Raw genomic sequence first — 18,541 nt, forward strand, 5'->3', positions numbered from 1 at the left:
AAAGTTAGAACATAGAAGGAACAAACAGATTATTGCCGACATCTCCTGACACAAAGACCCCGATCCGATGGCCACCCCTAGAAAGGGGTTAAGATTTCATCGTATCTAAGGGAAATGGCGCGGTTGACGGGGCTCGAACCCGCGACCCCCGGCGTGACAGGCCGGTACTCTAACCAACTGAGCTACAACCGCGCATTTAGGGTCTATGTATGATCCATTGACCCGGATCAAAGGCTGGCAGCGATGGCGCGGTTGACGGGGCTCGAACCCGCGACCCCCGGCGTGACAGGCCGGTACTCTAACCAACTGAGCTACAACCGCCCGCTGCCCGTTCGTTGCTGAACGTTTGGGTGTATTATGGCTACGGTCGGGCAGCGTCAAGCGGCGTTTTGAAGTTTTTTCAGGATTTCGAATTTTTCCGCGCTGCCAGCCATTTTGGGTCAGCCCCACAGCAGGTCTTACTTGCAGAAACCTGCTTGGTGGTACTTGCAGCCTGCCGTAAGTCACTTTATGAAGCGCTCTGGCGGGTGATTAGCTCAGTGGTAGAGCGCTTCGTTCACATCGAAGATGTCAGGAGTTCAAATCTCTTATCACCCACCATCAATTCAACAATTTCAAGTACACTCTCAGGGTGTCTCAAGGATCTTGCCAGCCGGAATGTGAATTCTTGCGCAAACAAGTGTCGCACTGCCATAGGCTAACTCATCACCGAACTCGCCAACTTGCGCTTATTCTAATACCTAGATACGGGTATTCAATATACACTATGTGCTATACGAGCAGGGCCATATGAAGACTATTATTCACATCGGAACGCCCAAGACGGGCAGCACCGCTCTTCAAAACGCCCTATTCAATGCACACAAAGAGCTAATTACGCATGGCGTGCTCTATCCAGCCGTAGGCAAAAACGTGAACCATGGGTTACTTGCTGGCGCAATTCGTCCTTATGAAATTGGTCCGAGAACCTTTCGCAAATACTCTGAACAAGAGCATAGCCAACGTGTTTCAACATTTATTCAACAGTTGAGTAACCAAATCTCAAAATACGACCCTGATCTCTTGCTACTATCTGCAGAATATTTTTGGGCAATGGGTCAAAATAGAGCCCTGCTGGAAAAATTTCATGACCTGCTGATACAAATCGGTGTCGAAAATGTAGAGTTTGTTGGGTACGTACGGAGCCCCTCAAGCTATTATTTGTCACAGATTCAGCAACAGTTAAAAGCATCCTCCAAATTTAAACCGCCCGGAGAATACCACCTTACGCACGCACTTAACGCATTTTCAGAATACTTTTCACATTCAAAAATATCTGTCCGGCTATTTGACCGCGAAGCTCTGGTGGGCGGCGACATTGTTTCAGACTTTATGTCGCTGCATAGGCCTGAACTGCAGCAAGTTGTTTCGCAGGCAGCACTATCTAACAAGAAAAATGAAACGCTTTCAGCAGAAGGCATGGTTTTAATTCAGCAGTTCCGCAAACACTTTTACCCGGACACCGATGACGTTTTCAACAGGCCTACCTCGAAATTCGTTAGACAATTGCGTAGTATAGATAGGAAACTGGACTTCCCTCGCCCCAAGCTTCGCCCGGAAATCGCTGATTACACGGATTACGCAGGTACTGGACCTCTGGAATTAAGAGATCGCTATGGCGTTGTTTTCCCAAAACTAGACTATGGCCGCCTCGAACGGGGCGAGTTTGCCGAAACGCCTCAGGTTGGTGGGGCGGTTCAGGACGTCGTACAGGTTGGTGAAGATCGCCTAGAACAGATGGTACACTCTCTCCTGAAAAGTCGCGGCAGCTTCAATCCTGCCCTCAAGGATTGGCTGAGATCTCTACCACAAGGCAAAACAGTTCCATCCGCTTTCTCATTGGCCTTACGTCGCGTCAGAAAACTTGGGAAATAGTGCGCCCATTTCAACAAAAATATTGAAAATACGGTGCTGCAGGCGAGCCTTTCGAAAACTTGGTCCTGCGTGTTTCGCAATTTATGACTTAGACAATAGGCTGCTTTGCCAACCAGCGATTGACGGGGCAATCGCCCCGCCTTTTCCTTTAAGATCAATGCGCTGTTGCCGAAGGAACAGCGCCTTCTGACGCCTTAGCAGCCGCCGCAGCAGCTTCTTCTGCCGCTTCGTCCCACTCGATGGCCTCAGGCTGACGCACGAGAGAATGCTTCAGAACTTCCGACACATGTTTGACCGGAATAATCTCTAGCCCTTCTTTCACGTTGTCCGGAATATCTGCCAAGTCCTTCTCGTTTTCTTCCGGGATCAGAACTGTTTTGATCCCACCGCGAAGCGCCGCAAGCAGTTTTTCCTTAAGCCCACCGATCGGCATCGCATTGCCACGCAACGAGACCTCGCCAGTCATCGCGATATCCTTGCGCACCGGAATACCTGTCAAAACCGAAACGATCGACGTCACCATCGCCAACCCCGCCGACGGGCCATCTTTGGGTGTGGCGCCATCAGGCACATGTACGTGGATGTCCAGCTTGTCGAATTGAGGTGGCTTCACACCGATCTTGGGCGAAATCGACCGCACATAAGACGAAGCCGCGTCGATGGATTCCTTCATCACATCGCCCAGCTTACCCGTGGTCTTCATACGGCCCTTGCCCGGCAGCTTTAGCGCTTCGATATGCAGCAGATCACCGCCGACCGAGGTCCAAGCCAGACCTGTGACAACACCAACCTGATCGTCCTGCTCGGCCAGACCATAGCGGAATTTAGGCACACCCAGGAACTCATCCAGATTATCTGGCGTCACCGTGACGGATTCGGCCTCTTTCTTGATGATCTTGGTCAGCGATTTCCGAGCAACCTTGGCGATTTCACGCTCAAGATTCCGTACACCTGCTTCGCGGGTATAAGTGCGGATCATCTTTTGCAGCGCCTCGTCAGTCAGCTCAAACTCTTTGTCTTTCAGACCATGGTTCTTGATCTGCTTTCCGATCAGATGCTGCTTGGCGATCTCACTCTTTTCCTCTTCGGTGTAACCGGCCAGAGGAATGATCTCCATCCGGTCCAGTAACGGCCCAGGCATGTTGTAGCTGTTCGACGTGGTCAGGAACATCACGTTTGAAAGGTCATATTCGACCTCAAGATAGTGGTCCATGAACGTGTTGTTCTGTTCGGGATCCAACACTTCTAGCATCGCCGACGCCGGGTCACCACGGAAGTCCTGACCCATCTTGTCGATCTCGTCGAGCAGGATAAGCGGGTTCGTGGTTTTCGCCTTTTTCAGCGCCTGAATGATCTTACCGGGCATCGAACCGATATAGGTCCGGCGGTGACCGCGAATCTCGGATTCGTCGCGCACGCCGCCCAGCGAGATGCGAATGAATTCGCGCCCCGTGGCTTTGGCAACTGATTTACCCAGCGAGGTCTTACCAACACCCGGAGGACCAACAAGGCACAGGATCGGACCCTTCAGCTTTTTCGAACGCTGCTGAACGGCCAGATATTCAACGATCCGCTCCTTGACCTTCTCAAGGCCATAGTGGTCGTCATCCAGAATTTCCTGCGCCCGACCCAGATCCTTTTTGACGCGGGATTTGGTGCCCCACGGCAGCGATAGAATCCAATCCAGATAGTTGCGCACAACGGTCGCCTCAGCCGACATGGGCGACATGTTCCGAAGCTTCTTCAGCTCACCCTCGGCCTTTTCAAGCGCCTCTTTCGACAGCTTGGTTTCAGCGATTTTGGCTTCCAACTCAGCGACTTCGTTGCTACCGTCCTCGCCATCGCCAAGCTCCTTCTGAATGGCTTTCATCTGCTCATTCAGATAGTACTCGCGTTGGGTTTTCTCCATCTGAGATTTGACGCGGGTCTTGATCTTTTTCTCGACCTGCAGAACTGACATCTCGCCCTGCATCAGGCCATAGACTTTCTCAAGCCGCTCGCTGACGCTGAGGGTTTCCAGCAGTTCCTGCTTTTGCTCGACTTCAATACCCAGATGACCCGACACCAGATCAGCCAGCTTGGCAGGTTCCGTGGTCTCACCAACCGCGTTCAAGGCTTCCTCGGGGATGTTCTTGCGCACTTTGGCATAACGCTCAAACTCGTCCGCGACCGTTCGCAGAAGCGCTTCGGTCGTGGTTACATCGCCCGGAATTTCGGTCAGATATTCGGCGCGAGCTTCGAAAAACTCTTCGTTTTCAAGAAATTCAGTGATCTGCACACGCGCCTGCCCCTCGACCAGCACCTTTACGGTGCCATCGGGCAGCTTCAGCAATTGCAGAACATTGGCCAGAACGCCAGAACGGTAAATTCCGTCCTGCGCCGGGTCATCATCACCGGGATCAATCTGGCTGGACAGCAAAATCTGCTTGTCGTCCTGCATCACTTCTTCCAATGCGCGGACGGATTTTTCCCGACCCACGAACAACGGCACGATCATATGTGGAAACACCACGATATCGCGCAGCGGAAGTACGGGGTATGAGGAATTAAGGGGCTCTTGCATGCTCAATCCTTATCGTTGGCAAGACGGCTCCGGTCCCTGCTTGAGGCAACTCTTGGCCATCTCCTGTCTTGGACGATAAAGGTGGGGCCTCATCGCCCTTTTTCAACCTTACCGCCATGTATCGAGGTTCAGAATGACTGTTGTGTTCGGCAAGGGCAAGGCGACAAACCACAAGCTTTGGCAATTTTCCTGAAAAACAATTCAGGCGCGAACTCAATGCCGCGAATTTCCGTCTCCTTCCGGTGTATTACCAAATTTTGACCACAAACACGTCACGATCGCTTCGAGATCAACCAATAGTTGCTGTGATTAAAGGATTTTCATTCAAGCCGAGTTCATCATGCTAACCCGTATCTTCTTACAGTACCGACGCTTCTTTCTTTGCTGCATTCTCCTGTCAGTCTTTTTTTACCTAGCTACTTTGCTTGGTTACGGTGAGTGGCCAGAAGAGGTCCGGGGACCACTTGCTCCGCTCGCATACATTATCACGATCGCGATCTGCATAGGCACGCCCATCATAGTATTTTCTCTTTTAGCAACCTTTATGCTTCCGTTGATGGAGATATGGTTAGTGTCTTTGATCGTTTTAATGCTGGTCTTCACCCCAATGCGCGCCCTTTTACCGGCAGACTCCATTCCCGGATGGGTGGATTGCATAGCATTGGGTGCCCTAAGCATCCTAACTTATCTCGCGGTGTACGGTGCATGGTTCGGTGGAATTATGAAAAAAGACATGAAAAAGCACACAAAGACTTTCCATTTAGCCGGAGACCCCGAGGACATCTGGAACGCGTTTTTCCCGAACCCCGAAAATCCAGACCGGCATTATTGGCCGAACACACAGTTTCTTTCGCCTCCAAATGGCAGCAAAGCAAGTTTTGTGATGACACTCCCTCGTCGCGGGGACCTTGAGAACATGACCCAGAAAGTTTTTATCGAATACGCACAACCCTTTTCAGAGTTTCGATTCAGCACCCGCTCTCTGCTAGGCTGTTCGGACCCAAATCAGATTGTTGAGGTCAAGATCACGCCAAATGGGACAAAGTGCCAGGTGGAATACACACGTCAACTGATTGACGTGCCTATCGGTAAGCGGCTTTTTCTGTATTTGTCCAACGACTTTCGCGACACTGTTCACAGCATGAAACGCCGCTTTTCCGGGCGGCGGGATGGCTCGTTGCAAGGTCGACAAATGCTGCGCGGTTAGAGAGGCTCGATATCGCCCTGAGCCCGCTGCGCGTGAAACTGCGCCTTCCATGCGTCAAACGCACCTGCCGCAATAGCATCGCGCATACCCTGCATAATTTCCTGGAAATAGTGCAGGTTGTGCCACGTCAGCAGCATGCCCGAGATCATTTCGTTGGACCGGAACACATGATGCAAATAGGCCCGGGAATAATTCGAACAGGCGGGGCATGAACAGTTTTCATCCAGTGGCCGTGGATCATCGGCGTGGCGAGCATTTTTTATGTTCACAACGCCATAGCGGGTAAAGACCTGTCCAGTACGACCGGACCGCGAAGGCAAAACACAATCCATCATGTCAATGCCACGCGCTACCGCGCCAACGATGTCATCTGGTTTTCCAACCCCCATCAGATAGCGCGGCTTGTCGACCGGTAGGAAGTCGGACGCGTAATCGAGGCAACCAAACATAGCCTCCTGCCCCTCGCCCACGGCCAGACCGCCAACGGCATATCCTTCGAACCCGATGGCCTTCAGTGCTTCGGCACTTTCCTCGCGCAGGTCCTGCTCCAACCCGCCCTGCATGATGCCAAACAGCGCGTGGCCCGGACGGTCCCCGAAAGCTTCGCGCGACCGTTCGGCCCATCGCATCGAAAGACGCATCGACTCGGCAATGCGATCGCGGTCCGCAGGCAAGGCTGGGCATTCGTCGAAACACATGACGATATCCGAGCCCAGCAATCGCTGAATCTCCATCGACCTCTCCGGTGTCAGTTCATGCTTGGAACCGTCGACATGGGATTTGAACGTCACACCCTTTTCAGTCAGCTTGCGTAGCCCGGCTAGCGACATCACCTGAAACCCACCCGAGTCCGTTAGAATGGGGCGTTCCCAGTTCATGAATTTGTGCAACCCGCCCAGCCGGTCAATCCGTTCCGCCGTTGGGCGCAGCATCAGGTGATAGGTGTTGCCCAGCAGGATGTCAGCCCCGGTCGCACGGACGCTTTCGGGCATCATTGCCTTGACCGTCGCCGCCGTCCCAACCGGCATGAACGCAGGAGTCCTCACCTCACCGCGCGGCGTGTTGATCACTCCGGTACGGGCTTTGCCATCAGTGGCCTTAAGGTCAAAGGAAAAACGTTCGGTCATGGGGTCGCCTCGGGGTCGCTGAACCGGGTGGGATGTGCCTGATCTGCCGCGCCATTGCAACCCGTCAGGGCAGTGAAGCAACACGTTCGGTAAACAGCCGCACAACCCCTGCCCCGTCTACGTCCCTACACACACGAACCGGCGGTCGGGACGGATCAGGGCGCGTCGCTCCGATCTCTGAGCCTGCGGTCAAAACCTGTAGGCCGGTTTCAACCATGTCAAACATTGGCTCATGGGTGCAGGCAATCACCGCAGTTGAATCATGAAGGCCACAGCCCTCAAGCCCACCGATTTCCTTGTAGAATTTCAAATAGAACCGAGAGATATCACGAAGAAATCCGCCCATATCCAATGACCGATCGGCCAATGCCTCGAAGTCTGCAGTTTCATAAAGGGTTTTTAGCGTCACATCCAATCCGACCAGAACCGTTTCCGGTGGCGCCGCAAAAACCTCATCCGCCGCATTGGCATCGTGATAGATATTTGCTTCGGCATGCGGTGTGACGTTGCCCGGGCAGTAGACCGCGCCCCCCATTATCACAAGGCGCTTGATATTGGCCGAAAACGCGGGATCCAGACGCATCGCCTGCGCGATGTTGGTTAGAGGGCCAACCGCGCAAACCACAAGCTCGCCTTTATGCTGACGCGCCATGTCCACAAGAAACTCAGCAGCCGACAGAGGATGGTTTGCCCCAATCTCAGGAATGTCGGTGATATCGCCGAAACCTTCAGGCCCGTGGACATGTTCAGACGGTGCGTGGGTATCTTGCCCCGTTGCACATGCAGCACCTTCCGCCACTGGCGCATCTACGCCCAGCTTGTGCAGCAAGAACCGCGCGTTGCGGCTGGACTGATGCACATGCGTGTTTCCGAACACAGTGGTCAGCCCAATCAGGTCGATCTCAGGTGCTGCGGCGGCGTATGCAATTGCCATGGCGTCGTCGATGCCGGGATCAGTGTCGATGATAAGTTTCATTCCGATCCGATACCGCAAACATTGCAGGATGCAAAGCGGTCACATTCGGAAAATTCCGCCCTTCGTCCAACGCTTCTAAGATTTGCTTTCCCACCCAACCCCTTCATACCGATGTTGAATTTCCGCGACTCGATACCCATATGTATACCGTCGTACACAATATAAGAGGACAGATATGACCGAAGACCAGATTATTGGATTGCTAACGTCGAATATTATTTACGTACTGGCGGCTGTTTTAATCATCACCGTCATATTCAAGGGTGTGAAAATCGTCCCCCAATCCGAAAAATACGTGGTCGAACGGTTTGGACGCCTGCATTCGGTGCTTGGCCCCGGAATCAACTTTATTGTTCCGTTTCTGGATGTTGCACGCCATAAGATATCCATTTTGGAACGTCAGCTGCCCAACGCGACACAAGACGCGATTACCAAGGACAACGTTCTGGTGCAAATCGACACCTCGGTCTTTTACCGCATTCTTGAACCGGAAAAGACTGTGTATCGTATTCGCGATGTAGACGGTGCTATTGCAACAACTGTGGCCGGTATTGTGCGCGCGGAAATCGGTAAAATGGATTTGGATGAAGTTCAATCCAACCGTGCTCAACTGATTACCCGCATTCAGGAAAGCGTAGAAACCGCCGTGGACGACTGGGGTATTGAAGTGACCCGCGCGGAAATTCTGGACGTGAACTTGGATCAGGCCACACGTGACGCGATGCTTCAGCAGTTGAACGCCGAACGCGCCCGTCGTGCCCAGGTGACCGAGGCCGAAGGCCAGAAACGTGCCGTCGAATTGAACGCCGATGCCGAGCTGTACGCTGCCGAGCAAACCGCCAAGGCACGCCGCATTCAAGCCGAGGCCGAAGCCTATGCAACCGGCGTGGTTGCCAAGGCCATTCAGGATAATGGTATTGAGGCCGCGCAATATCAGGTCGCCCTGAAACAGGTCGAAGCGCTGAACGCGCTGGGTAACGGTAGCGGTTCGCAAACCATCGTCGTTCCCGCCAACGCGCTGGAAGCTTTCGGAGATGCGTTCAAAATGCTGAAAGGAGGAAAGTAATGGCTGATCCCTTCTGGCTGACCTGGTGGATTTGGCTAGCCGGAGCGCTTGCCCTCGGAATCCTCGAAATCGTGCTGCCAGGCTTCATCTTTCTGGGCTTTGCGATTGGGGCTGCCGTCACCGGATTGATGCTGGTTATTCCCGGTGTCGCGCCTTCTCTGCCAGTTCTGCTGCTAATCTTCGCGGCTTTGTCGCTGATCTCGTGGTTGATTTTGCGTCGGGTTTTCGCCCTGCCTCATGGTCAGGTCAAAACCTTCCGGCACGACATCAACGACTAAACTTCACTGGCGCCCCTCTGGGGCGTCATTGCGCCTCTGGACGCTGCCACTGGCTTTCCCTATATAAATGCTCAGGTAACAAACCCGAGGCACGAATGACTCATCCGAGTGAACAATTTGAGGGCTCACCGCTGATTGCACCTTCAAGCATCGAGCACCCCCTTTATGACACTGTTGTGGAAGCCTGCCGCACGGTGTTTGACCCTGAGATTCCCGTGAATATCTACGATCTGGGTTTGATCTACACCATCGACATCAACGCCGAAAACGCGGTCAAGATTATTATGACTCTGACTGCTCCGGGATGTCCTGTTGCAGGTGAAATGCCCGGCTGGATCGTCGAAGCAGTCGAGCCTGTCGCAGGCGTTAAGGAAGTGGATGTAGAACTGACTTGGGAACCGCCCTGGGGCATGGAGATGATGTCAGACGAAGCGCGTCTTGAGCTTGGGTTTATGTAAGTTTTCCTCGACAATCCTCTGTCATAAAAAGTTTATCTTTATGTCACTGAGGTTTCTAAAAACCGTTACCAAGATTGCAGACAGTGCTCGCGTGCTTGCGCTTATATCCTTTCTGGCCCAGCACAGGCTGGAAAAGCTTGTAACCCCATAAACTCCGGCCTGACGACCCAAATATGAGACCGCTCTTGCCCGAGGGCGGTCTTTTTTGTGCAAACAGGCTGGTTATTGCACACCGCAGGTAGATTTGATTTCTGCTGCCCTTTTATCCAACGCCTTCACGTAATCACCTGATAACATGGTCAATCTTTTGTTTTCGGTTCCGGTTACCATTCCCAATAGCGCCCCTGCAGGTGTCAGCGCCACCACGCTTTCCAGCTGCTGGTCCTGAGCATGTTTCTTTTCGGCTGCAATCGCCCGCAAATCGCCCTCGGCTGTGGCGCAATTGATTGGATGTGTTTTTTGTGCGGTGTCGGCAGATGCCGCGGCCGTTGAGAGCGCTGAAAGTACAGACGCCAACATTATGTTAACAAGCAACAAATTACGCTTAGCCATGTAACCTCATCAATTAATTTTTCGCCCAAGATCAAGTGTGATCAGCTAAAGTCAGCAAATTTCAAAAGGCAAGAACATTCACCGTAAGCGCGAAATGTTAGGTAAGCATGGCTGCTATGTCTTGAGCCATCGCTCTGTCGACACTAGATTAATACTCACGCGCGACAACGGAGATCACAATGTTCGGCATTCCCGGCAAACAAGCCGTGACCATGACGCCCAAAGCGGCAGAGCAGATTGCCCGCCTGATGAAATCAGGTGGTCACGCCGGCCTGCGGATTGGCGTTAAGAAAGGCGGCTGCGCTGGCATGGAATACACAATGGACTATGTCGAACAGCCCGACCCCAACGACGAAGTCGTCGAACAGGATGGCGCGCGTATTATGATCGCTCCTATGGCGCAAATGTTCCTGTTCGGGACCGAGATTGATTATGAGGTCTCCTTGCTGGAGGCGGGATTCAAATTCCGCAACCCGAATGTGGTCGACGCATGTGGATGCGGTGAGTCGATCAAGTTCGACGAAGGCCTCTCGGCCAAGACGTAATCCCTTACCTGCAATCCTCCTGATTTCAGTCCTGCCTGCAACCGGAATTGTCAGTCCGGACTGGCGGTGTTATCCCGTTCTAGCAAATACGAATTTCAAGGAGATCGGGACATGCGGCGCAAGCTGGCGGCTGGTAATTGGAAGATGAACGGAACCACGGCGGCGCTGAGCGAGTTGGAGGCGCTGGCCCGAGCGCACCCGTCACCGTCCATAGATGTTCTGATCTGCCCGCCAGCAACGCTGCTGCACCGCGCGGCGGAGGCCGTGCGTGATACCGATATTTCAGTAGGTGGACAAAATTGCCACGCAGCGACCTCGGGCGCACATACTGGTGACATCAGCGCGGACATGTTGGTTGACGCCGGAGCGAACGCCGTGATTCTGGGCCATTCCGAACGCCGTGAAGATCACGGCGAACAGAACGAAGACGTGCGTGCCAAGGCGCGCGTGGCCATGGATGCCGGGCTAAAGGCAATCATTTGCGTTGGCGAAAGTCTGGAACAACGCGAAGCTGCAAATACGCTGGACATCATCGGCGGGCAGTTGTCCGGATCGATCCCGGATCAATCGACCGGTGAAAACCTGATCGTCGCTTATGAACCCATCTGGGCCATCGGCACTGGCAAAGTCCCAACGCTGAACGAAATCGGAGAGGTTCATGACTTCATCCGCGCCCGGCTGGAGCGGCGGTTTGGCGAAGGCGTCGGCCGATCTGTACGCCTGCTTTATGGCGGGTCAGTCAAGCCATCCAATGCCGAAGAGATCTTTAGCGTCTCAAATGTGGATGGTGCGTTAGTGGGCGGCGCCAGTCTTAAGGCACAGGATTTCTCGGGCATCATCGACGCCCTGCAAAATGCCTGAGCTTAAGCTCAGGCCAGTTTCATCGTCAGCAAGCCGGTCACAATCAAAATCGCCGCGATTACGCGCGCGGCGTTCACTGTTTCCCCCAACAGCATAACTCCAACCAGAAACGCGCCTACCGCACCGATGCCGGTCCAGATGACATAGGCAGTTCCCAGAGGCAGCGTGCGCATCGCCAGCGCCAACAACCCGAATGAGCCAATCATTGACACGCCCATGATGGCGGTCGGCCAAAGCCGTGTGAAACCAGCGGATTGCTTCATGGCAACCGCCCAAACAACTTCCAGCAAGCCAGCAAACAGCAGATATATCCAGGGCATAAGGACACCTCATGTATTTTCGGGTCGTCCCGAATACTTACCCGTTATGGGGAGGTCGTCCTCTGCCTCAGATGTGGGATTGCAAGGCATATCTTCAAGTGGCCCGCAGACAAAAAGGCCGGGCAGATTGCGCTGCCCGGCCCAAGCGACAACTTACTATCGCTAGTTCGTTATGATCTCTGGCCCCATGAAGGTGTTCGGCAGGAAGGTCGAAATCCACGGTATGTATGTCACCATGATCAGGAAAACGAACAGCACAGCCAAGAACGGCAGCGCCGCCTTCACCACGCTCATCATTGGCATGCCAGCCACGCCCGAAGTCACGAACAGGTTCAACCCGACCGGAGGTGTGATCATCCCGATCTCCATGTTGACCACCATGATGATGCCCAGATGGATCGGGTCGATGCCCAGTTCGATCGCAATCGGGAATACCAGAGGTGCCACGATCACCAGCAGGCCCGATGGCTCCATGAACTGACCACCAATCAGCAGGATCACGTTGACCACAATCAGGAACGTCACCGGCCCCAGCCCCGCAGACAGCATGGCGCTGGCGATATGTTGCGGCACCTGCTCGTCCGTCAGTACATGCTTCAGGATCAGCGCGTTGGCGATGACGAACAGCAACGTAACTGTCAGCTTACCGGCCTCGAACAGAGTATGCTTGGTGTCCGGATGGAAGAAAGCAGTGACCAAAGCATAGGGCTTTTTCAGCAGCGGCAGGTTGGCCTGTCCCTCTTCTGTGCTGAGCGGCCCCATGTCCTTGTAGACAAAGCTTGCGATCAAGAATGCATATACGGCAGCAACCGCAGCGGCCTCGGTCGGCGTGAAGATTCCGCCGTAGATACCGCCCAGGATAATGACGATCAGGAACAGACCCCAACCGGCCTCTCGTGCCGAGGTGAAGACTTCACCCCAACCTTTCCATTCACCTTTCGGCAGGTTCTTGACCTTGGCCATCACGTAGATGGTGATCATCAGCATCAGACCGGCCATCAAGCCCGGAATGACCCCCGCCAGGAACATGCGCCCGACCGAGACTTCAACTGCCGCAGCGTACACGACCATCACGATCGAAGGGGGGATCAGGATGCCCAGCGTACCGGCGTTACAGATCACACCCGCGGCGAATTCCTTGGAATAGCCGACCTGCCGCATCCCCGCGATCACAATCGAGCCGATAGCCACCACAGTTGCCGGAGAAGACCCGGACAGCGCTGCGAACAACATACAGGCAAACACACCCGCAATTGCCAGACCACCAGGCAGATGCCCCACACAAGCAATCGAGAACCGGATGATCCGCCGCGCCACGCCGCCTGTCGTCATGAAGGACGACGCGAGGATGAAGAACGGGATCGCCAGCAGGGTAAAGTGCCCCTCGAACGCCTCGAACAGCGTCCCCGCGACCGAAGCCAGCGAACTGTCAGAATAAATCAGCAGGAACAGGGTTGAGCTGAGGCCAAGCGCCACCGCAATCGGAACACCGATCAGCAGCAGGCCAATGACCATTGAGAATAGAAGAATTACGTCCATCAGTCATGCTCCCCCTGCTGAGCGCGCACTTCTTCGATCTCATCCTCAACCTCATGACTGGCGACAAGACGATCCGTTTCGCCGCGCCAGATCTGAACTGCGACCTGAGAAAAACGGATCACCAGCAACAGCATCGACAATGGCAAGATGAAGTAAGGAACGACCTTTGGCAGCTTTTCATAGGCTTCGCCGTAGTTGATCATGTCTTCCAAAAACCGCAACGGTGCGACCATGGGGATGTCATCAACTTCGTAAAAGCTCTGGCTACGGGCATCGACATTGAAGCCGGTCGGGAACCAGCGGCCCGACGTGGGCGGCAAATCCGCGAACACAGCCCAATAGTCATAGGCGCCCTTCAACAGCAGCAGCGAGAATACCAGACAGCATGCCACAGCGATCAACGCCAGTATCCGGCGCGGCGCTGGGGCCAGCATGTTCAGGATAGCATCCACACCCAGATGCGCGTGCTTTTTCACGGCATAAGACGCACCCAGCAGTACCAGCCAGCCAAAAGTGAACACTGTCAGCTCAAGCGCCCACAGAATGTTGGAGTTAAATACGAACCGCGCAATCACGTTGGCAAAGGTTACGGCCGTCATCAGGCCCAGTAGCAACGCGATCAGGGTTTCTTCGATATGGTCGACCAGCCCGCCTTGGCCGGGTTTCGCACCAGACATCTTTCTGTCCCCGCATTTTTGTGATGAGAGTGAATAGGTGGCGGGCCTGATATGGCCCGCCCGACCAGCGCGTCCCTCCAACTCCCCAGTCCTGGGACGCGCGGTCTGAACCGGGATCAGAACCCGGCGTTGATGGCCTGCGCTGCGTCGATCTTATCTTGACCCACGTCACCTGCGAACTGATCCCAGACGGGCTTCATCGCATCAACCCAAGCCTGACGTTGTTCAGGGCTTAGTTCACGAATGATCCCACCCGCATCAGTGATCGAGGCTTTGGCCGCTTCGTTCACCGTAAAGGCTTCTTTGTTCCGGGTTGCGGTGACTTCGTCCAGAATAGTCATGAACTGATCACGCACTTCCGGATCCAGGCTGTCCAGCCAGTCGACCGAGGTTACAACCAGATAGTCAATGATGCCGTGGTTGGTCTCGGTGATGCCGTCCTGCACCTCAAAGAACTTCTTGCCGTAGATGTTCGACCAGGTGTTTTCCTGACCGTCCACAACACCCTGCTGCAGCGCGCCATACACTTCCGAGAACGCCATCTTCTGGGGGCTGCCACCGATGGCTTCCATCTGCGCAACCAGAACGTCCGAGGACTGAACACGGAACTTCAGGCCATTGGCATCCGAAGGGTCAACCAGCGGCTTGTTGGCCGACATCTGTTTCATGCCGTTGTGCCAGAAGGCCAAACCTTGCAGTCCACGACGCTGCATACTGTCCTTCATCGCCTGACCTTCGGCCGAGGCTTGGAATGCGTCCACAGCATCGATGTTCTTGAACATGAATGGCAGGTCGAACAGACGGAATTGCTTGGTGAACTTTTCAAACTTTGACAGCGAAGGCGCGGCCAGTTGAACGTCACCTTGCAGCATCGCCTCAAGCACCTTGTCATCGTTATACAGGGTGGAGTTCGGATAAACTTCCACGCACATCACGCCATTCATCTCGTCATTGACGCGCTGTTCCAGCAGCGATGCCGCGATGCCCTTGGGGTGTTTGTCGGTATTCGTAACATGAGCGAACTTCACGACGATCTCGCCATCATCACAGGCCGCCATGCCTGCGGTCGCTGTTACGGTAAGTGCCATGGCTGTTGCAGCCGTTGTCAGGAACTTCATCAGTCTTTTCCTCCCAAACTTCCTAAATCTTCAACTCGGCACTCCTTCAAGCGCCGCATGCCGGAAGTGAACCGAATCAACGGGCGCGGCTCAACGGTTTGTTACGATTCGTGTTTTTCCTGAAATTTCGCTTATAAAACATATCTTTAAAACATGCCTTTCACCGGTATGTTTCACGCTCTTGCATGTAGTGTGCGAAATTCCGCACGGCCACATCAGTCGTTGTGCGGAAATCCGCACTCCTCACGAATCATCTCGGTAGAATCACAAACTTGAATGACTACGCCAACCGCAGCACGCGCCAGCGGGCTGCCCCGCTCAACTCCGATAAGCGCATCGCAATGAGATTTTCGGAGGTGGGCGCCTCTCTCTATCTTCGGTAATCCTCGGGGCGTATCTGATAACGGGCCAGCTTGTCGTAAAACGTCTTGCGCGGCAGCTTCAATGCTTTTGCCGCATCCGAAGCCTTTCCATTGTGCCGACCCAAAGCCGCGACCAGCAATGAACGTTCCACCCGCGCCATCTGCTCGCTTAGCCCCAGATCGGTGGCCTGCGCCACCTCTTCCGGCATCCCAAGCACGAACCGCATCGCTGCCGACATCAAAGATCGTGCATTCCCCGGCCAATCAGCGGCCATCAGCGCCGCCAAATGATCCGAGGAAATCTCGGGTTCAGCTATGCCCGCTTGCTCAGCCGCCTGCGCAACATAGTGTCGAAAAATTACAGGAATATCTTCGGGACGTTCAGCCAGTGACGGGATACGCACACGCATTACGTCCAACCGATAGAACAAATCCGCAAGGAACCGCCCGTCGGAGGACAGAACCGCAAGATCCGCGGTTGTTCCCGCAAGGATACGCGCGCCTGTTCCCTGCTCAACCAGTTCCAACGCGGCATATTGCGTGGCCTCGGGCATGGCTGAAATCTCATCCAGAAACAGCGATCCACCGGCTGCGTCCTCGCAAATCTGAACCAGCGCGTCCGGCGTCAAACCCGATGATGGCCTTTTTACAAACGGCCCCTGCCCCTGCGGTGACATTAGATGCACTACCTCGGCCACCTTGGATATCCCACTACCAGCAGGACCGGTTACCAGAACCTCAGCCCCAGTGGGCGCAACGGTCCGAACGCGCTCTCGCAGTGCTTCTGCCTGAGGAGACAGGCCGAACAGCATACGAGCAGCCGGATCTCCACGCTCCAGCTCATGCTTAAGCGCGCGCTCTTCCAGAACCCGAGTGCGCACAGCAAAAGCCTTGCTCAAAACATCCAAAAGATCAGCAGCAGCACATGGCTTTTCAAGAAAATCAAATGCGCCCTGCCCCATGGCCCTCACTGCCATCGGAATATCCCCTTCGCCGGTCAACAGAATGACTGGCAAATCCGGGTCGATTTCAAGCGCATAAGTCAGCAGATGAAATCCATCCCGGCCTGGCATTCGAATATCAGATACGATCACACCGGGAAAATCCGCGCGAATGTGATCTTTCGCCGCCACGAAAGAACCAGCCGACACGGGAAGATAATCCGCAAGTTCCAGCGTTTGCGCCAGCGCCTCGCGCACGGCGGCGTCGTCATCAACCAAAAGAACTTTACGCGTCATGCCACTTCATCTTCCCGATACGCTTCAAGCTCGACAGTGAACACCGCCCCTGTTTGCGTATTTGCCCCGCGGATATTGCCACCAAAACTTTGGACCAAACCATACGAGATTGACAGACCAAGACCCATCCCCTCGGACGACCCTACCGCCTTGGTGGAATAGAAGGGTTCGAACAGCTTCTCGGTATTCTCAATGCCGGGTCCGATGTCGTGTACAGTGACAGAAAGTGTCTCTTCGCTGTCGATTTCAATGCTAATAAGCCGATCGTCTTGCTGGCTCATCGCGTCAGCAGCATTGTTGATCAGGTTCACAAAGACCTGCACCAACCGTACCTCTCCACCCCAAGCGAAAACTGGCCCATCCGGGGGCTGCCAATGCAACTTAACGCCTTCAGCACGCAAACGCGCATCGGTTAGTTCCACGGCTGTGTTGATCACCTGCACCAAATCAACCTTGCCCATCGGTTCGCTTTCATTGCGCGCGAAGGCGCGAAGATTCTTGATGATACGCGCCATCCGAGAGGCCATGTCCGAAATGCGACTCAGATTCTCTGAGGCCTTTTCTGAACGCCCCTTTGTCAGAAACGCCGCGCCATTATCCGCGAATTGCCGTATCGCCATCAGGGGTTGATTCAATTCATGACTGATCCCCGCTGACATCTGACCCAAAGCGCTAAGCTTGCCGGCCTGTATTAGTTCTTCCTGCGCGTGTTTCAGTGCGGTCTCGGCCTCTTGTCTTTCACGCACCTCGCGTCGCAGGGCCGTGTTGGCGACCGTCAAGGCGCGCGTACGCTCTGCAACGCGGCTTTCCAAAACCACGTTTGTTTCGGCCAAGGTTCGCCGCCGTTCAGTCGCCAGAAACAGCAGCGCTCCGAACGCCAAACAGATCGCTGCGACGGTTGCCGCCTGCAGCCCAGCCAAACGCTGGGCTGGGGCGACATCAACCAGCACCTCTGCCGTCATGTCGATCACCGGAAGGTCCAGCATCAGGTGCAACGCGCGTTGCGGAAGATAGCGGCCCCAGTTCAGCGTCCATAGCTCATGCCCGCCAACGATGGTCGTCGCGAAATCGACGGGGCCTCCGTCTGGTGGTTGCAAGCCCTGCTGCCCTTCGGCTCTTTGCCAGAACAGAAGGTCAGACCGGTTCGAGATAAAGACTACCCCGTCCCCGTCGATGAAAAACACCGCCTCGGTACTGCCACGCCAAGTCTGCTCCACATCCTGCACATCGGCCACGACCATCAGCGCACCCTCAACGCGCCCCGTGGAATCAAATGCAGGTGCCGCGTAAGAATAAGTCCGCTCTCCGCTATCCAGCGCACCATGCGCGTTACCCAAAGCCCCCTGCAAGGCCCGCCGAAATGCCGGGTGATCCGCCATATCCTGTTGCGCCACGGGTTGGGCCGAGGCCAGAACCTGTCCGCGACGATCCAGATACATCATGTTCACCGCAGCCGTCTTGTCAGTCACATCCAACAAGACCGCTTGCGCCGCCTGTTGCCGGGCCGGGCTATCCAATGTGCGCAAGGTGGGGTGGGTGGCCATAAGCACAGCCAATTCCTGATACACCTGCATCTGGGTGCTAAGCCTATCGGCAGCCAGTTCAAGATCGGCCTCGGCCTTTTCGCTAAGCTGCGACAGTGCCTGTCGATAGCCATAAGACCAAACTCCGGCGGACAACAGCCCGACGGCAAACAGAAATCCAAGGATCATCCAAATCCGTTGCATGACATAGGGTCTT

At 54.6% G+C, this 18,541-nt stretch carries 17 protein-coding genes and 3 tRNA genes; 8 read left to right on the top strand and 12 right to left on the bottom strand.

Annotation, left to right across the window (positions count from 1 at the left end):
- Positions 1–115: 115 nt before the first annotated feature.
- Both ACR0D7_RS00855 and ACR0D7_RS00860 read right to left on the bottom strand, forming a co-directional pair.
- Positions 116–192, bottom strand: a tRNA-Asp gene (locus ACR0D7_RS00855).
- 52 nt (positions 193–244) lie between these two features.
- Positions 245–321, bottom strand: a tRNA-Asp gene (locus ACR0D7_RS00860).
- Between the two features lie 204 nt (positions 322–525).
- Here ACR0D7_RS00860 and ACR0D7_RS00865 point away from each other — a divergent pair.
- Together ACR0D7_RS00865 and ACR0D7_RS00870 are read left to right on the top strand one after the other, a co-directional pair.
- Positions 526–600, top strand: a tRNA-Val gene (locus ACR0D7_RS00865).
- Between the two features lie 189 nt (positions 601–789).
- A complete protein-coding gene (locus ACR0D7_RS00870) occupies positions 790–1,914 on the top strand; it encodes a hypothetical protein (RefSeq protein ID WP_480677339.1) in 1,125 nt (374 codons plus the stop codon).
- A 154-nt stretch (positions 1,915–2,068) separates the two neighbouring features.
- Here the strand turns inward: ACR0D7_RS00870 and lon are convergent, their stop codons facing one another.
- Entirely contained in the window at positions 2,069–4,477 is a 2,409-nt protein-coding gene (gene lon / locus ACR0D7_RS00875; RefSeq protein WP_480677340.1) for an endopeptidase La, read from the bottom strand.
- 340 nt (positions 4,478–4,817) lie between these two features.
- Between lon and ACR0D7_RS00880 the strand changes: the two genes are divergently transcribed.
- Positions 4,818–5,684, top strand: a complete 867-nt coding sequence (locus ACR0D7_RS00880; RefSeq protein ID WP_480677341.1) for a hypothetical protein — start codon at positions 4,818–4,820, stop codon at positions 5,682–5,684.
- Here the strand turns inward: ACR0D7_RS00880 and tgt are convergent.
- Complete coding sequence (tgt, locus tag ACR0D7_RS00885; protein ID WP_480677342.1) at positions 5,681–6,811, bottom strand: tRNA guanosine(34) transglycosylase Tgt; 1,131 nt, start codon at positions 6,809–6,811, stop codon at positions 5,681–5,683. The two genes, ACR0D7_RS00880 and tgt, sit on opposite strands and share 4 nt — an antisense overlap.
- Positions 6,812–6,875: 64 nt before the next feature.
- Entirely contained in the window at positions 6,876–7,787 is a 912-nt protein-coding gene (locus tag ACR0D7_RS00890) for a nucleoside hydrolase (protein ID WP_480677343.1), read from the bottom strand.
- Between the two features lie 175 nt (positions 7,788–7,962).
- Between ACR0D7_RS00890 and ACR0D7_RS00895 the strand changes: the two genes are divergently transcribed.
- From ACR0D7_RS00895 to ACR0D7_RS00905, 3 genes are all read left to right on the top strand, one after another.
- Complete coding sequence (locus tag ACR0D7_RS00895) at positions 7,963–8,853, top strand: SPFH domain-containing protein (protein WP_480677344.1); 891 nt, start codon at positions 7,963–7,965, stop codon at positions 8,851–8,853.
- Positions 8,853–9,131 carry an NfeD family protein gene (locus tag ACR0D7_RS00900; RefSeq protein WP_170381273.1) on the top strand — a complete coding sequence of 93 codons (279 nt, stop codon included), beginning with the start codon at positions 8,853–8,855 and terminating at the stop codon, positions 9,129–9,131. The genes ACR0D7_RS00895 and ACR0D7_RS00900 overlap by 1 nt, the downstream gene beginning before the upstream one ends.
- A gap of 95 nt (positions 9,132–9,226) precedes the next feature.
- Positions 9,227–9,589: an SUF system Fe-S cluster assembly protein gene (locus ACR0D7_RS00905; protein WP_170569999.1), complete on the top strand. Its 363-nt coding sequence runs from the start codon at positions 9,227–9,229 to the stop codon at positions 9,587–9,589.
- 222 nt (positions 9,590–9,811) lie between these two features.
- On the opposite strand, the gene ACR0D7_RS00910 is transcribed toward ACR0D7_RS00905, so the two are convergent.
- Positions 9,812–10,141 carry a hypothetical protein gene (locus ACR0D7_RS00910; protein WP_170381275.1) on the bottom strand — a complete coding sequence of 110 codons (330 nt, stop codon included), beginning with the start codon at positions 10,139–10,141 and terminating at the stop codon, positions 9,812–9,814.
- 179 nt (positions 10,142–10,320) lie between these two features.
- Here ACR0D7_RS00910 and ACR0D7_RS00915 point away from each other — a divergent pair, with 179 nt between their 5' ends.
- Entirely contained in the window at positions 10,321–10,686 is a 366-nt protein-coding gene (locus ACR0D7_RS00915; protein ID WP_170381276.1) for a HesB/IscA family protein, read from the top strand.
- A 111-nt stretch (positions 10,687–10,797) separates the two neighbouring features.
- Positions 10,798–11,547 (top strand): triose-phosphate isomerase, encoded by a 750-nt coding sequence (tpiA, locus tag ACR0D7_RS00920; RefSeq protein WP_480677345.1) that lies wholly within the window; start codon positions 10,798–10,800, stop codon positions 11,545–11,547.
- Positions 11,548–11,555: 8 nt separating this feature from the next.
- On the opposite strand, the gene ACR0D7_RS00925 is transcribed toward tpiA, so the two are convergent.
- The 6 genes from ACR0D7_RS00925 to ACR0D7_RS00950 form a co-directional block, all read right to left on the bottom strand.
- Positions 11,556–11,867 (bottom strand): DMT family transporter, encoded by a 312-nt coding sequence (locus tag ACR0D7_RS00925; protein WP_480677346.1) that lies wholly within the window; start codon positions 11,865–11,867, stop codon positions 11,556–11,558.
- Between the two features lie 162 nt (positions 11,868–12,029).
- Complete coding sequence (locus ACR0D7_RS00930; RefSeq protein ID WP_480677347.1) at positions 12,030–13,406, bottom strand: TRAP transporter large permease; 1,377 nt, start codon at positions 13,404–13,406, stop codon at positions 12,030–12,032.
- Positions 13,406–14,083, bottom strand: coding sequence for a TRAP transporter small permease (locus ACR0D7_RS00935; protein ID WP_480677348.1), 678 nt, complete (start codon positions 14,081–14,083; stop codon positions 13,406–13,408). Before ACR0D7_RS00935 ends, ACR0D7_RS00930 begins: the two co-directional genes overlap by 1 nt.
- 116 nt (positions 14,084–14,199) lie before the next feature.
- Positions 14,200–15,201, bottom strand: a complete 1,002-nt coding sequence (locus ACR0D7_RS00940) for a DctP family TRAP transporter solute-binding subunit (RefSeq protein WP_170381281.1) — start codon at positions 15,199–15,201, stop codon at positions 14,200–14,202.
- Between the two features lie 370 nt (positions 15,202–15,571).
- Positions 15,572–16,801, bottom strand: coding sequence for a sigma-54-dependent transcriptional regulator (locus ACR0D7_RS00945; RefSeq protein ID WP_480677349.1), 1,230 nt, complete (start codon positions 16,799–16,801; stop codon positions 15,572–15,574).
- On the bottom strand, positions 16,798–18,528 hold the full coding sequence (locus ACR0D7_RS00950; protein WP_480677350.1) for a sensor histidine kinase: 1,731 nt from the start codon (positions 18,526–18,528) through the stop codon (positions 16,798–16,800). Before ACR0D7_RS00950 ends, ACR0D7_RS00945 begins: the two co-directional genes overlap by 4 nt.
- Positions 18,529–18,541: the final 13 nt, after the last annotated feature.

Source organism: Ruegeria sp. BB7 (assembly GCF_056539365.1).

What these genes read in the sequence shown, in the direction of transcription:
- ACR0D7_RS00935 (WP_480677348.1), bottom strand. Translation starts at nt 14,083, where the DNA reads ATGTCTGGTGCGAAACCCGGCCAAGGCGGGCTGGTCGACCATATCGAA.
- ACR0D7_RS00930 (WP_480677347.1), bottom strand. Translation starts at nt 13,406, where the DNA reads ATGGACGTAATTCTTCTATTCTCAATGGTCATTGGCCTGCTGCTGATC.
- ACR0D7_RS00900 (WP_170381273.1), top strand. Translation starts at nt 8,853, where the DNA reads ATGGCTGATCCCTTCTGGCTGACCTGGTGGATTTGGCTAGCCGGAGCG.
- tgt (WP_480677342.1), bottom strand. Translation starts at nt 6,811, where the DNA reads ATGACCGAACGTTTTTCCTTTGACCTTAAGGCCACTGATGGCAAAGCC.
- ACR0D7_RS00880 (WP_480677341.1), top strand. Translation starts at nt 4,818, where the DNA reads ATGCTAACCCGTATCTTCTTACAGTACCGACGCTTCTTTCTTTGCTGC.
- ACR0D7_RS00890 (WP_480677343.1), bottom strand. Translation starts at nt 7,787, where the DNA reads ATGAAACTTATCATCGACACTGATCCCGGCATCGACGACGCCATGGCA.
- lon (WP_480677340.1), bottom strand. Translation starts at nt 4,477, where the DNA reads ATGCAAGAGCCCCTTAATTCCTCATACCCCGTACTTCCGCTGCGCGAT.
- ACR0D7_RS00915 (WP_170381276.1), top strand. Translation starts at nt 10,321, where the DNA reads ATGTTCGGCATTCCCGGCAAACAAGCCGTGACCATGACGCCCAAAGCG.
- ACR0D7_RS00895 (WP_480677344.1), top strand. Translation starts at nt 7,963, where the DNA reads ATGACCGAAGACCAGATTATTGGATTGCTAACGTCGAATATTATTTAC.
- ACR0D7_RS00910 (WP_170381275.1), bottom strand. Translation starts at nt 10,141, where the DNA reads ATGGCTAAGCGTAATTTGTTGCTTGTTAACATAATGTTGGCGTCTGTA.
- ACR0D7_RS00950 (WP_480677350.1), bottom strand. Translation starts at nt 18,528, where the DNA reads ATGCAACGGATTTGGATGATCCTTGGATTTCTGTTTGCCGTCGGGCTG.
- ACR0D7_RS00870 (WP_480677339.1), top strand. Translation starts at nt 790, where the DNA reads ATGAAGACTATTATTCACATCGGAACGCCCAAGACGGGCAGCACCGCT.
- ACR0D7_RS00925 (WP_480677346.1), bottom strand. Translation starts at nt 11,867, where the DNA reads ATGCCCTGGATATATCTGCTGTTTGCTGGCTTGCTGGAAGTTGTTTGG.
- ACR0D7_RS00945 (WP_480677349.1), bottom strand. Translation starts at nt 16,801, where the DNA reads ATGACGCGTAAAGTTCTTTTGGTTGATGACGACGCCGCCGTGCGCGAG.
- ACR0D7_RS00940 (WP_170381281.1), bottom strand. Translation starts at nt 15,201, where the DNA reads ATGAAGTTCCTGACAACGGCTGCAACAGCCATGGCACTTACCGTAACA.
- tpiA (WP_480677345.1), top strand. Translation starts at nt 10,798, where the DNA reads ATGCGGCGCAAGCTGGCGGCTGGTAATTGGAAGATGAACGGAACCACG.
- ACR0D7_RS00905 (WP_170569999.1), top strand. Translation starts at nt 9,227, where the DNA reads ATGACTCATCCGAGTGAACAATTTGAGGGCTCACCGCTGATTGCACCT.